Source organism: Lawsonibacter sp. JLR.KK007 (genome assembly GCF_036941135.1).
Classification (GTDB): Bacteria; Bacillota; Clostridia; order Oscillospirales; family Oscillospiraceae; genus Lawsonibacter.
The window spans coordinates 245937-258716 of the sequence record NZ_JAYWSY010000002.1; the positions used below are offsets into that span (position 1 = coordinate 245937).

Consider the following 12780-nt stretch of genomic DNA (forward strand, 5'->3'; position numbering starts at 1 on the left):
CATCCAGCATGACTGAACAGGCGCTGGCTGAATCAAATTTCTTTTACAGTTGTCAAAGGCGGTTTTTCCTCTTTGCTCCAAGGTACAATGTTACTTTGCCAGTCCCCGATACAGGAAGGTCACAATCTGCCCCCGGGGCTGCAAAATAGTCACTTTCCTGCACAACTGAAGCGGAATAGCTGACGGTATTATAAATATGCTCCCGCCGGCGTTCCAGATACCGGGGCGACGGCCTTGACGCCCTTGCCTCTATAGGCCGGTACACGGGTGAGGTTCTGAGAGAACCTGCGCGCATTTGACAGCTGACATAGAAAAACGGTGTGAACCCACACCGTTTTCCCAAATAAAATTGTCTGGCTTTACCATCCGTCCAGCATGGAGATCATGGCTTCCCCCTCCGCCCGGGTCAGCGTTTCGAGGGGACGGAAGGCTCCATTCTCCCCATGCATGAGTCCTGCGGACGTCACTGCCGCCACGGCCTCACGGGCCCAGGGAGCGATCTCCTCCCAATCGGTCCAGGACTGGGCGTCCGCCCCCGTCAGGCCGGCATACCGGGCCAGCATAACCGCCGCCTCCTGCCGGGTAACGGGCCGGGCGGCCTGCACCGCCCCGCCGCCTACACCGGAGAGAACCCCCTGTTCCGCCGCCCAGCTCAGGGCGGGCAGGAACCACTCAATGCCAAACGTGTCAGCAAAACCGGCCTCCGTGCCCTGGGGACTGCCCGCCTTCTGCCACAGCAAAGCGGCGAACCGGCCTCTGGTGAGAGGGGCGTCGGGGTAGTCCCGCTGCTCCAGCCGACCGGGGTGGGCCAGCAGCCATTCCACGGCGGTGTCCCGGCCCGCCAGGGTATCCTCCATGGTCCGAAGGACGGTCACATCGGGCTCCAGGGCCTCCACGCCACGCCCCGCCCCGGCGTCAAAGAGGGTGTCCAGGTCGATGTACTTCTGGGACACGCTCACCCGCAGGCCGGAGTTAGGCAGACGGAAGGAGCCCACCGAGCCGAAGTGGTCCACGCTCCCGCTGGCCGGTTCTCCCACCAGCACGCCCCCCATCTCCTGGAGCTCTACCGCGTTGATGATGGCGGAGGAGAAGGTGGTCTCACCAATGAGGCCCACCAGCTCCGCGCCCCGGTCCATCTCCTGGCGGAGTACCTCCAGCAGGGGCCAGAGCACCCCGTCGGAGCCCCCGCCGTTGTTCCGCAGGTCCACCACCACCCGGCGGTAGTTTCCCAGCTCCTCCGCAGCCTGGGCGGCAAACTGCTCCATGGGCAGCTCCGGGTCCGCAGCGCAGGTGTTGTACTGGATGTAGTAGGTGTCGGAGTTCAGGGGAAAGGCGCAGTAATAGCAGTCCTGAGCGGCGGTGACAGGCCGGGGCAGTCCCTCACCCAGCTGGGCTATCTCGATGTTTCCCAGCTCCTCCATGGACACCGGGGCCAGGGACAGCTCCGTCCCCTCCGCCAGGGTGAGAACCAGAGGCTCCCCCGCCTCCACCAGGCCCAGATACTCATAGAGGTCGGCCACGTTGCAGGCCTGCCGGAACTGACGGCGCAGCTTCACCGGGTTATCGGCGCTAAGCAGCCCGCAGAAGGCTTCCGCCGCCTGGGCCACCGGCTTTCCCGCTGCTGAGATCACCTCCCGGCCCAGCAGCTCCCGGTGTTCCGCCAGGAGGGCGGACAGATACCATTTGCCCTCCCGCCAAGTCAGCGAGAACGGATAGGCCCGCATCAGTTGGGTCTGGTCCCCCAGGGCGGCGGAGGTGTGGGAGTCTCCCGCCAGCGCTGTCAGGCTCATCAGGTCCAGGAAAAACTCCTGGTCGCTGGCGGCGTCCAGCCCAGCCTCAATTTCCCCCTTCCGGGCGAGAAATTCCTCCTCCGGAGTGTTGGCGAACAGGTTGGGGTGACCCTTTTTCAGGTTCTCATAGAGTACGTTCAAATCTTCCCGCCGCTGCTGGACGGTGAGCTGCTCCCCGGGGGCGGCCCAGGCGGGGACTGTCATGCTCAAAATCAGAGCTGCGCTGATGATGCCTCTCCATAATTTCATAGTCAGCTTCCTCCCTCTTGATTGTTTATTATATCATGTGCAGCACAGGGAATCTATTAAGGGCAGATTAAATTTCGGCCCTAGCTTTTGATATTGTCTAAGCGGTGACGGCATAACTTCGGCCAGACTGCGAACCGAGCCGCGCATAGGTCATGCTCCTTCCATGACGGTTCCGGGCTTCGGGCGGTCAAAGAGGTCACCCATCCAGCCGCGGACGCTCTGCGGGCAGCCCATCAATTGCGTCCGGATGAGGCCAAAAACAAATCTGAAAAACAGCATTGCACCAACGTGCAATGCTGTTTTGCGTTAAAGATTCAGATACAGATACTGCAGGGCCGATTCTGTCAGCCAGACCGAAACCGAGCCGCCCTGAACCGAAAATGTGCCCCAGCCGTCCCCGTCGATCACCGCAGTCCCGGCGACATGGCCCAGAGCATCCAACATGGTCTGGCCCGCCAGCCGCCGGCCCACATACATCCGCTTGCTGCCGCCAGCGCCGTCCGTCAGGAGGACCGCCGCCCCGGAGTCCGGACGTCCCCCGACCCCTTCCCGGGTAAAGCCCACCAGGGAACCGTCGTCAAAAAACAGGTGCTCCGGGCCGTAGGCATAGCGCTCCCGTATTTTGATCAGCCTGTCCAGCTGGGGGACCGGAGGGACGCCGTCATGGGGAATCCCGTAATAGTCCCCATAAAACACGCAAGGGGTTCCCTGGTCCCGGAGCAAAATCAAAGCATAGGCGATGGGCTTGAACCATGCCGGGATGAAGGAGCACAACGCCTGGCCCGGCTGGGTGTCGTGATTGTCCACAAAGGTGACGGAGCAGGCCGGGTCCGCCGCTGTCAGGGTATTCTCGAACAGCCGGGACAAATCAAAATTCCCGTTTGAGGTGGCCGCCTCCAAAAAACGGAAGTGCAGCGGCACGTCAAACAGGGAGAGCGCCCGCCCGGTGGCCTCCAGGTAGTGGGTCAGCTTGCCCACCTCATGTGACCAGTATTCTCCTACCACATAGAGGTCCTTTTTCTGTTCCCGCATAGCCGCCAACCAATCCCGGCAGAAGGCAAAGCTGATGTGCTTCACTGCGTCCATGCGGAAGCCGTCCATATGTACCGTCTCCTGATACCATCTGCCCCAGTTTCGGGTCTCCTGGATCACCTCCGGGTTGTCAGTATCCAGGTCCGCCCCCATCAGATAGTCGTAGTTGCCCTTTTCCGAGTCGGTCTCCCGATTCCAGGACTTTCCCAAAAACCGAAAAATTCCGTTTCGTTTGGCCGCCGCATCCCAGTCCGTTCCGCTAAAGTGGGACGCGTTCCACTGAAAATCAGAATAAGCCCCCGCCCGGCCGGGAAAATTGAACTTGGTCCACGCCGTGATCTGCCGCTGGCCGCTGACGTCCTGGCCCCGGTCTCCGTCCAGTCCCTCAATGACTGACACCTGTTCCGTGTCGTCGGCCCCCATGCGGTGGTTGAGCACCACGTCGCACAGCACCTGGATTCCCTCCTGCTGCAGGGTTTTCACCGCGGCGAGATAGTCCTCTTTTTTTCCGTATTTTGTGGCCGTGCCGCCCTTCTGATCAAACTCCCCCAGGTCGTACATATCGTATACGTCATAGCCGACGCTGGCCCTTCCGGCGGCGCCCTTGTAAGCCGGGGGCAGCCAGACCATATTGATCCCGATGTTCCGAAGCTCAGCGGCTTGCGCCGCGGCACGTTTCCAGTGCAGCCCGTTCTCCGGCAGATACCACTCGAAGAACTGCATCATTGTTTGGTTTGTCATAGTACGCCATCGTTCCTCCCGCAAAATTCGACATTCTAATATGGACAGTATATCGAAAATCTTCACTCCTGTCAACCGCAGCCAAAAGCACTGGCCCTGGGACTTCCAGAACGCCCCGTCAAGCAGGCGCTGTGATCCGTGAGAAAAATGCGGGGCTGCAAAACATTTGGCGCAGCAGTAATGCAGATGTCCTCGGAGGACAAACCGGGCCATGAAAAAGAAGCGCTCTCAAAAGACAGCCGCCTGGCAAGGGAGGCGAAATAATGGCGCATAGATGAGTCGTGGACGACGATACGTCTGGCAGGCCGAACCAGGAGGATGAGCGCCAGCTAAGGTAAATGGCGCGGTCGTTTCCGTTCTAACCTGTCCATGACCTCGCCCATTTCCGTTTTTTCGCAAAGCTGGCAGATGCAAGAAACACCTTCCCTGCTAAAATTTCAGACGAATCACGGTATCTCCTGCCGTAATTTCATCCCCGCTGCGCAATCTCCGGGTCCTCTGAAGCTCCTCCCCGTTGACCTGTGCCGGGCCGGAGGTATCCAGGGCTTCCACATACACCGCACCTTCCATGGAAAACAGCCGGGCCTGCCGGGGGGCTGCGCTGCCATCCTGTACCACAATATCGCAGGCCGGATCTGCACCGATCATCAGATCATCCCGCAATTCCAGCTCCTGCTGGCTCTGTCCACCGGCCAGCGCTCCCCGCACCAGCTCCAGGCGCATATAGATGCCCGCCTGCTCCTGCTGTATAGAACCGGAGTCCGCCGGGGCTTTCCGTTTCCCTCTGGTCAGGAGCGCCGCCGCCGCAATCATCACCAACACGACGGCGGCGATCCCCCCAATCAGCGGCGCCACCGGCGGCGCGGCCGGAGAACCGGCCGGGGATACGGAACCACCGCCTGTTCCATTGGGGGACTGCGCCGGGGACTCCGGCAGCGGATCAGGCGGCTGGACATCGGCCCCTGTTCCTTCCTTCCCGGTAAACTCAGGCAGTTCCACCTGAGCTTCCGCCCGGCAGACCAGCTCGCTGCCGGCGGCGAAGATCACGGATACCCGCTCCGTTCCGCCCTCTGTGGTCAAACCGGACAGGTCAAAGCCGGTGACAAACAGTTTTCCGCTGTCCTCCGCCAGGACGGTGCCGGCCGCCGCCGCTGTCACCCCTCCAATCACCTGATGTATCCCTCCGGAAGCCTCCGCCAGCCGCCCCATGCTCTCCAGGGCCTCCTGGTCGCCGCCCAGGCCCACCGAATGGAGCATCACATCGGAGGCGCCGACCCGCTCCAGCAGCTCCTCATAGGGTACGCCGCCTGCGGGGTCGTACTGCACCCCGTCAGACAGTACCACCATGCAGCGCAGCTCGCTGCGCTGCCGGGGCAGCCCCTCGAAGTAGTCCAGCCCCTGGTCGATGGCAGTGTGGAGGCGGGTCACCCTCTCGTCAAAGGGGATCTTTTCCACCTCACCGGACAGCTCCTCCGGAGAGACGTCCTCCGCCCTGACCGTAAATGCGTCTCCGAAGGTGGCCAGGATGAATCTGGTGTTCTCCCCGCCGGACTGGACCAGACTTTGGGCGAAGTCCTCCGTCTCCTGGCGGAAGGCGGGCATGGAGGTGGAGTTGTCCACCAGCAGCAGCCAGGTCACTGGAGCCCCCGCCTGACGCACGGTCTCCAGCCGGTCCGACGATGGGAACGTCTGCCCGCCCAGCCTGGCCTCCGCCTTGGTGACCGGCTTCTCGATCCCCTCCATGGCGATATAGGTATACAGCGTGCCGTCGCAGACAAAGGCCCGGACGATCTCTGCGCTGCCGGCGGCCAGAACGCTGGTACACAGGACCCCCGCCAGCAGCAATGCAAGAAATATGGATGTCAGCCGTCTCATAGCTCCTCCTCCACAAACACGGTGATGAGAGAAAAGTTGTCGTTTCCCGGCGGGGTGCGGCGGATGTGGCGCAGGAGCATCCCCTCCGCCCACTGCTCCGGCGTCTCCGCTTTCAGCAGGTCGGCCAGCATCTCCTCCTGATAGACATACTCCCAAAAGCCGTCGGAGCACAGCAGAAGGGCGTCCCCCGGCTGGAGACGGGCCTGGCCCGTCTCCGGCTTGCAGGGCAGCTTCCCCAGAGCCCGCAGAAGGCTGGAGCGGTCATCGTCGTGATAGACATCCATATAGGAGATCTCGCCGCCCAGATACTTCATGTAGGTGACGGAGTGGTCCCGGGTCTCCTGGGTCAGCGTTCCGGCGGAAAAGCGGTAGAGCCGGGAGTCCCCAACGTGGCCCCACACCGCCCGGTCCCCGGCAACGGACAGGGCCACGGCGGTGGTCTTCATCTCCTCCTGGCCGGGGACCTTCTGGCCCTCCATCACAGCCTCGTTGGCCTTTTGAAACAGCTCCGCCAGTCCATCGGGGTCCGGGTGGGCGGCGCAGCCTTCAAAGAGGACGTCCGCCGCCAGAGCGGAGGCCACCTCCCCCTTCCCGTGGCCCCCCAGCCCGTCGGCCAGGACAAAAGCCCCCTGTCCGGCACAGCAGCGCACGCTGTCCTCGTTGTGGTCCCGGCCCCCCTGGTTGGTATAGCAGTAAGCAGATAGTCTCATGGCTTACTCCAGATCAACATAGACGGTGTTGTCCGCCTCACCCAGGTAGAAGGAGCTCTTGGGGGACAGCTTGACCGGGCTGTTGGGGGCCACCCGCTGTCCGTTGGCCAGGAAGGTACCGTAGGTGGAGTTCAGGTCGGTGAGGATAAACTGTCCCTGTTCAAAGGACACCTGACAGTGCCTGCCGCTCACCCCGGGGGTGCCGTCCTGATAGACCAGGCGGCACACCGCCCCGTCCCGGCCGATCTGCACCGGCTGGCCGTGGAGCTGGACCACCATCCCGCTGTGCTGGGGGGCCATGGAGCGCAGGACGGGGGTCCCCTCTGCTTTCTGCCCCTTGGGGGCGGCGGGAGCTTTTTTCTTTTTGCTCAGCACAACCACGAGAATCGCAATGGCCGCCACTACCGCCGCGCCGATGCCCACATAGAGCATGGTGCTGCCGCCGGACTTGGTCTCCGGAGCCAGGGTATAGGGGATGCTGTTCTTGTCCAGCAGGGGCAGGACCTCGCTCACGCTGACGGCGTAGAACAGGTTGGAGTCCAGCTTGGAGCCTGCGGTGTTGATGCCGATGACCGCGCCGGAGCTGTCGATCAGGGGTCCGCCCGAGTTGCCGCCCCCCAGAGAGGCGTCGGTCTGGATCAGCTTGCGGCCGGTGCCGCTCTCGGTGAGGAAGCGGCTGATGCTGCCGGTGGTGACGGTGGCGTCCTTCTGGCTGAAGGAGTTCACCGCCGTAACGGTCAGGTCGGCGGCGGCGGGGTAGCCCACGGCGTAGACCTCGCTGCCCAGGCTGTCCTCCTGGGGGACCCGCATCTGGAGGGACACCCGCTGATCAGTGGCCTCCGCCAGCCGGAGGATGGCCACGTCCTTCTCCGCGTCGTAGTCCACCAGATAGGCTTCCGCCTCGTCGTCCTTGTCAAAGCGGACGTGGAGCTCTCCGCCCCCCAGGGCCTTGCCCGCCAGGATGAACTCCTCCACCACATGGCAGTTGGTGACGATGTACTGGGGGTTCTTTCCCGCCTCCCCCACAAAGAAGCCGGTGCCCCGCCAGTAATTCATCGTTCCGTCCTTATCCGGCGCGCCGGTGGTGATCATGATGATGCCGTTGAGGGAGTCGCTGTCAAACGCGGCGAGGGCAGGCACGGCCAGCACACCGGTCAGCAGGACCGCCAGCAGCGCCGCGGCAAAGTTCCGAATCTGTCTCATATCCGTTCTCCAATCTTTATTATTGGCAGGAAATCAATATCCCAGTGTAGTTGTCCTGCCCGATGATCCTTTTCTCCAAAACCATCCCCTCCAGCAGCCTGACCCCCTCCTCCAGGTCCGGGGACATGCACTCCAGCAGCTCGGGTGGGGTGAGCACCCCGCTGATGCCGTCGGAGCACAGCAGCAGGGCGTCTCCCCGCTGAAGTGTCAGTGGCCGCAGGCTCAGGTCCACCTCGGTGAGCCGGTCGATGCCGATAAAAGAGGTGAGCCGGGGGGCGTCCGGGTCAGAAACAGCCCGCTCCTTCTCGATGACCTCCCGCTCCAGCTCCTGGAGGAACAGCCGGTTGAGGCAGGTGTGTTCCCGGTTGAGCTGGAAGACCCCGCCGTTTCGCGCAAGGAAAATGGCGCTGTCCCCCACGCTGAGCCAGTGCAGCCGCTCCCCCTGGATGTGGACCGCCACCAGCGTGGTGCCGCTGCGGCCGCCAAACTGCCGGAACACCTCGTCGCTGACGGCGTGGGCGCTGCGGTAGGACCAGCCGGGGATGTCCTCTCCCTCCCGCTCCTGGAAGAGCTGGAGGAACCGCTCCGCCGCCCACTGGCTGGCGCCCTTGCCGTCCTCCATGCCCCCCATGCCGTCGGCCACCAGGGCCAGCAGTCCCTGGCCTGCCTGGAGCGCCGCATCGGCGGCGTTGGCGATGGCGAAGGAGTCCTCCTGCCGCTCCCGGTCCCCCTGGCCCTGGACGTTGGCGATCCGGAGGGCCAGCGGGCCCTCCGCCCGGAAAACCAGTTCCTCCCGGGGCGGCTCCGGCGGCGGGGCGGCCCGTTTCTCCCGGGAAAACAGCTTAAACAGTCCCATCCTTGTCCTCCCAGGTGAATTTTTCCCCGCACAGAGGGACAAAGAGCAGCTTGGTCTCCCCGAAGTCGATGAGGTCGTAGGCATGCAGGGGCATGGGGGTGAAGACCTCCTCGTCGTTGAGGTAGACGATGTTCCGCCCCTCGCCGGGGAGGAGGTTGAAGCGGTTATGCTTGTCGCTGTAGCTGATCTTGGCGTGGTTCTCAGCCGAAATTTTCAGGTCGCCGGTGATGACGATGTCCATCCGCTCGCTGCGGCCGATGGAATTCACCCCGCCCCGGACGGTGTAGCTCTTGCCCCGGCTGGGGCCGGCCACGCAGGCCAGCCAGCCCACCACCGGGTCAAAGCCCATCTGGGACTGCATCATGCCCACGGTCTTGCCCGCCGCCGCCACGCTGACCCCGAAGCCCGGCGGGGATGGGGGCGCGGTCTGGACAGGCTCAGGGGGCGGCGCGCCGTAGCCCCTGGGGGGCATGGTCTTTTGGGGCGCGGTGACGGAGATGCCCGACAGGGGGGCGGTTTTTTGCGGAGCCGTCACCGACACCCCGGACAGGGGCGCGGTCTTCTGGGCCGCCGTCACCGGGGTGCCGCCCACCGGGGCGGTGCGGCTGGGCGAGAGCACCGAGCGGCCAATGGGGGCCGTCCGTCCCGCCGATGCCACGGTGATCTTCTGCCCGCCGCTGCAGTAGGGACAGGTGGGGTTTTTGTCCGGGTCGTAGAGGTGGCCCCGGCCGCATTCAATCTGCGCCATGGAAAAATTCCTCCTTTCAAATCAGTTGCTGATATTCAAGTCGCTGACAAAGGATACCGGCGAGGTATCAATATTCTCCGCCGCGCCGTTCACTTGCAGGCTGTTCAGTTTGGTCAGCCCCGACAGAGGAGACAGGTCCCGGATATAGGTGTAGCTATTACTGTTGCCGCCGTTCCAAGAGTAGTGGTGGATTTGCAGGGCGCGCAGCTCGGCCAGTCCGGACAGGCCGGACAAGTCCCCATTCTGAACGCGCCCGTAAAATTGCAAATCCGTCAGCTTGGTCAGGCCGGACAGGGGTTCCAGAGACAGCGCCGGAGCGTCGGAGTCGTTGGACTGGATCCACAGGGAGCGCAGCTCGGTGAGGCCCCGCAGAGGCTCCAGGCTGGCCGTATCGCTGTCGATGACCAGCGTCTGGAGCTTGGTCAGGTTTTTCAGGCCGCTGATGTCAACGGGGGGAAGGGGATTTTCGTAATCATAGCGCCGGTAGGGCAGATTCAGCTCCACCAGTCCGGTCAGGCCCGCCAGGGCGTCCACGTCGGTATAGGTGGAGCCGGAGCCATACATCCGCAATGTCCGCAGGGCAGTGGCGCCCTCCAGCCCGTCCAGGCTGGCTACGGGAACCCTGAGCTGAAGGTCGGTGAGCTTGGTCAGGCCTGACAGGGCGGTCAGATCGTCCAGCACCGGGGCTCCCTCCCCGCCGCTACCGCTCATCTGCAGGGTATGCAGCTCGGTCAACCCTTGGAGGAAGGACAGGTCCTCGATGATATAATCTCCGTAAAAACGCAGCTCGGTCAGGGCGGTCAGCCCCGAAAGGGGGGAGAAGTCCTCCACATTCCCGATATCCAGGCGCAGATAGTTCAGCCGGGTCAGCTCCGCCAGGGGGCTGAGGTCGGTGATGCCGGACCTGGAATTGCCGCTGTTGCTGCTGAACAGCTGCATATGCTCCAGCTGGGTCATCCCCGCCAGGGGGCTGAGGTCGGTCACATCATAGCTGATGTTCAGGTCCAGCCGCTTCATCTTAGTCATGCCCGCCAAGGGGGATAGGTCGTTAACCGCCATGCCCACGCTGTTTCCATTCTGGTAGAAGCCCAGCCGCTCCAGCTCGGTCAGGCCGGCAAAGGGGGTCAGGTCCAGCTCATCCATAAGGTATCCCTCACAGCTGAACTCCGTCAGCTTGGGGAACTGGGCCACCCAGGATAAATCCTCCGTCTCGATGGTCACGCCGTCCAGATAGATACGCTTTAAGCTGCCCAGCTGCTTCAAAGTCTCCACATCCGCGTCTGTGAAGGTGCCGTCTACCAGCTCCAGGAACTCGGTGGCCGTGGACACCTCCTGCCCGGCGATGGTCACCTTGGGGGCCAGGGCCTCCATGATGCCACCGCCACCGCCGCCTCCGCCCCCGTCTCCGCCGCTGCCCCGGCCGCCCAGGACAGCTCCCAGGCCAACGGCCACCACAATGGCCGCCGCGATGCCGCCGATGACCAGGGGGTTGAACTTCTTCTTCACCGGTTGGGCAGGGGCGGTCTGTCCGGCGGCGGGCACGTCCACCACCAGCTGGTTCTCAATGGCGTCCAGAAACTCGGCGGCGGACTGGAACCGGTCCTCCGGCTGGACGGCCAGCCCCTTGAGAATGGCCTTATCCAGCCACTCGGGGACCGCCACCCCCGCCTGGGAGACGGGCACCAGCTCGTCGTGGTCCAGCCGCTCCAGGGACTCCGGGGGCAGGTAGCCCGTCAGGGCGGCGTAGAAGCAGGCGGCGCAGGAGTACACGTCGGTAAACGGCCCCTGACGGCCCCGTCTTATGTACTGCTCCTTGGGGGCGTAGCCCACCTTCAGGATGACGTCCAGACTCTTGCTCTTGTCCCCGATGGAGTACCGGGCGGAGCCGAAGTCCAACAGCTTCACGTTGCCGTCCTTGGAGATGTAGATGTTGTCCGGCGTCACGTCCCGGTGGATGAAGCCCTCGGCGTGGACGGCGGTCAATGCCCGGAGGACCGGAATCATCACGTTCAGGGTCTCGTCCACGGACACCTTCCCGCCGTTGTTGGCGATGTAGGACTTGAAGCTGACCCCCTCGATGTAGTCCATGACGAAGTAGGAGGTGTCGTTCTGGTCAAAATAGCTGGACACACCGGCGATGTTGGGGTGTCCGATGAACTTGGCCAGGGTCCGGGCCTCCTCCTGGAAGCGCTCCGCGCCGTAGGTAAAGTCCTCCGCCCGGGTGTCCATCATGACGGACACGTTGGTCCCCTCCACGCGGGTGGCCATGTCGCTGGGCATGTACTCCTTCACCGCCACCTTGGCCTGGAGCTGGGTGTCAAAGGCCACGTAGGTGATGCCGAAGCCGCCCTGGCCCAGGACGCGGCCCACGATGTAGCGGTCGTTGAGCACCGTCCCCGCCCGGAGGGCCACCGGGAATTTCTGCTGGTTCTCCCCCAGGTCAAAGCCGCAGTGGGGACAAGGGACGAACGGGTCCGCTACCTGCCGGAAACAGTTGTAGCACAGGGTTTGGGTGGTGGTTGACATGGTATCTCTCCTTACTGCGCTGCGGCTCCCGATACCGGAACCGGCTGAGTGTTCAGGGTGCTGATGGTATTGATCCGATCCTGCATCACGATGATGGATACGATGGGCAGAAATGGGGCGAACGCCAGGCACACAATCGCCAGATTGCGGTGGATGTTGTACTCGTGGGCCAGGATATCCAGCCGCTGGGCGTTTTTGTAGATCCAATAGACGGTGTAAAACAGCACGAACAGGCAGGCCAGCACCTGGGTTCTGGGCTTCTGGCGGGCCTCACCCTCCACGCGGTTCAGGTACTGTGTGGTGCGGTGAATCCAGAAAAACTGGTAGATGCCCAAGGTGAACAAGTTGAGCAGAAGGAGCTTGACCATTCCGATATAGCCGTCTCCGCCGGCTTCGCTCTCAGACAGTCCCTCGGGGTAGGCGAGCCACAGGCCCGCCAGCGCCAGACCGGCGGTGAGCAGAACCGTATTCAGGTTCAGGAAAGCGGACAGGAACGGCCAGTAGGAGCCGCCCAGGATGTTGGTAAACAGGTAAGCCAGCAGCGCCAGAACGATGCTCCCGCCCTGGAGGACGGCGGGCAGGAACCAGAATGTCTCCGCCTTTTGCCGGTACTGGGGCGCTTTGTCGGTCAGCACAGCCACCGCTACGCCCAAAATGCCCAGTTTGGAGGCAAAATTTGCCAGTCCGGGCAGGAAGCAGAACAGATTGAACCGGAACTCATTGTCTCCGCGGTAGACCCAGATTTCAGTGCTGTAGGCATGGAGGGCGAAGCCGTTGCACCATACCAGCAGCCCTGCCGCCGCCAGCAGTCCGAAGCCGATCAGAGGCAGGTTGGTTCGATTTCCTGTATAGAATACCGCTGCCAGGACCCCAAAGGCCGCCAGACTGGTCAGAATGATGAGCATGGACATTGCGCCTGGAAAGCCCAGTTTGGTGAGCTGTGTCAGAGCCAGCAGCGTGAAGATCACACCCGCTGGAATATTGGTCTGTTTCTTTCCGGTTGTCATGATGGTATTCTCCCTTCCTTATTTTGACCCCGCTCCTGACCCG

General features: G+C 62.9%; 9 protein-coding genes. All 9 read right to left on the reverse strand.

Features of this window, described 5'->3' with window-relative positions:
• Positions 1 to 359: 359 nt before the first annotated feature.
• The 9 genes from VV088_RS11005 to VV088_RS11045 all read right to left on the reverse strand — a co-directional run bounded on the left by VV088_RS11005 (position 360) and on the right by VV088_RS11045 (position 12737).
• A complete protein-coding gene (locus VV088_RS11005) occupies positions 360 to 2039 on the reverse strand; it encodes an S-layer homology domain-containing protein (protein WP_334600718.1) in 1680 nt (559 codons plus the stop codon).
• Between the two features lie 306 nt (positions 2040 to 2345).
• Positions 2346 to 3812: an alpha-amylase gene (locus tag VV088_RS11010; protein ID WP_334600719.1), complete on the reverse strand. Its 1467-nt coding sequence runs from the start codon at positions 3810 to 3812 to the stop codon at positions 2346 to 2348.
• 429 nt (positions 3813 to 4241) lie between these two features.
• Entirely contained in the window at positions 4242 to 5687 is a 1446-nt protein-coding gene (locus tag VV088_RS11015; protein WP_334600720.1) for an FHA domain-containing protein, read from the reverse strand.
• Entirely contained in the window at positions 5684 to 6397 is a 714-nt protein-coding gene (locus tag VV088_RS11020) for a PP2C family protein-serine/threonine phosphatase (protein ID WP_334600721.1), read from the reverse strand. Before VV088_RS11020 ends, VV088_RS11015 begins: the two co-directional genes overlap by 4 nt.
• A gap of 3 nt (positions 6398 to 6400) precedes the next feature.
• Positions 6401 to 7600 (reverse strand): trypsin-like peptidase domain-containing protein, encoded by a 1200-nt coding sequence (locus VV088_RS11025; RefSeq protein ID WP_334600722.1) that lies wholly within the window; start codon positions 7598 to 7600, stop codon positions 6401 to 6403.
• Positions 7601 to 7619: 19 nt separating this feature from the next.
• On the reverse strand, positions 7620 to 8456 hold the full coding sequence (locus tag VV088_RS11030) for a PP2C family protein-serine/threonine phosphatase (RefSeq protein WP_334600723.1): 837 nt from the start codon (positions 8454 to 8456) through the stop codon (positions 7620 to 7622).
• Complete coding sequence (locus VV088_RS11035) at positions 8443 to 9204, reverse strand: FHA domain-containing protein (RefSeq protein ID WP_334600724.1); 762 nt, start codon at positions 9202 to 9204, stop codon at positions 8443 to 8445. Before VV088_RS11035 ends, VV088_RS11030 begins: the two co-directional genes overlap by 14 nt.
• A gap of 21 nt (positions 9205 to 9225) precedes the next feature.
• Positions 9226 to 11730 carry a protein kinase domain-containing protein gene (locus VV088_RS11040; RefSeq protein ID WP_334600725.1) on the reverse strand — a complete coding sequence of 835 codons (2505 nt, stop codon included), beginning with the start codon at positions 11728 to 11730 and terminating at the stop codon, positions 9226 to 9228.
• Between the two features lie 11 nt (positions 11731 to 11741).
• Positions 11742 to 12737, reverse strand: a complete 996-nt coding sequence (locus VV088_RS11045) for a DUF4234 domain-containing protein (RefSeq protein ID WP_334600726.1) — start codon at positions 12735 to 12737, stop codon at positions 11742 to 11744.
• Positions 12738 to 12780 lie beyond the last annotated feature (43 nt).

Bases quoted from the DNA above. Each gene is read 5' to 3' on its own strand.
- VV088_RS11005 (WP_334600718.1), bottom strand. From the start codon at position 2,039: ATGAAATTATGGAGAGGCATCATCAGCGCAGCTCTGATTTTGAGCATG.
- VV088_RS11010 (WP_334600719.1), bottom strand. From the start codon at position 3,812: ATGACAAACCAAACAATGATGCAGTTCTTCGAGTGGTATCTGCCGGAG.
- VV088_RS11015 (WP_334600720.1), bottom strand. From the start codon at position 5,687: ATGAGACGGCTGACATCCATATTTCTTGCATTGCTGCTGGCGGGGGTC.
- VV088_RS11020 (WP_334600721.1), bottom strand. From the start codon at position 6,397: ATGAGACTATCTGCTTACTGCTATACCAACCAGGGGGGCCGGGACCAC.
- VV088_RS11025 (WP_334600722.1), bottom strand. From the start codon at position 7,600: ATGAGACAGATTCGGAACTTTGCCGCGGCGCTGCTGGCGGTCCTGCTG.
- VV088_RS11030 (WP_334600723.1), bottom strand. From the start codon at position 8,456: ATGGGACTGTTTAAGCTGTTTTCCCGGGAGAAACGGGCCGCCCCGCCG.
- VV088_RS11035 (WP_334600724.1), bottom strand. From the start codon at position 9,204: ATGGCGCAGATTGAATGCGGCCGGGGCCACCTCTACGACCCGGACAAA.
- VV088_RS11040 (WP_334600725.1), bottom strand. From the start codon at position 11,730: ATGTCAACCACCACCCAAACCCTGTGCTACAACTGTTTCCGGCAGGTA.
- VV088_RS11045 (WP_334600726.1), bottom strand. From the start codon at position 12,737: ATGACAACCGGAAAGAAACAGACCAATATTCCAGCGGGTGTGATCTTC.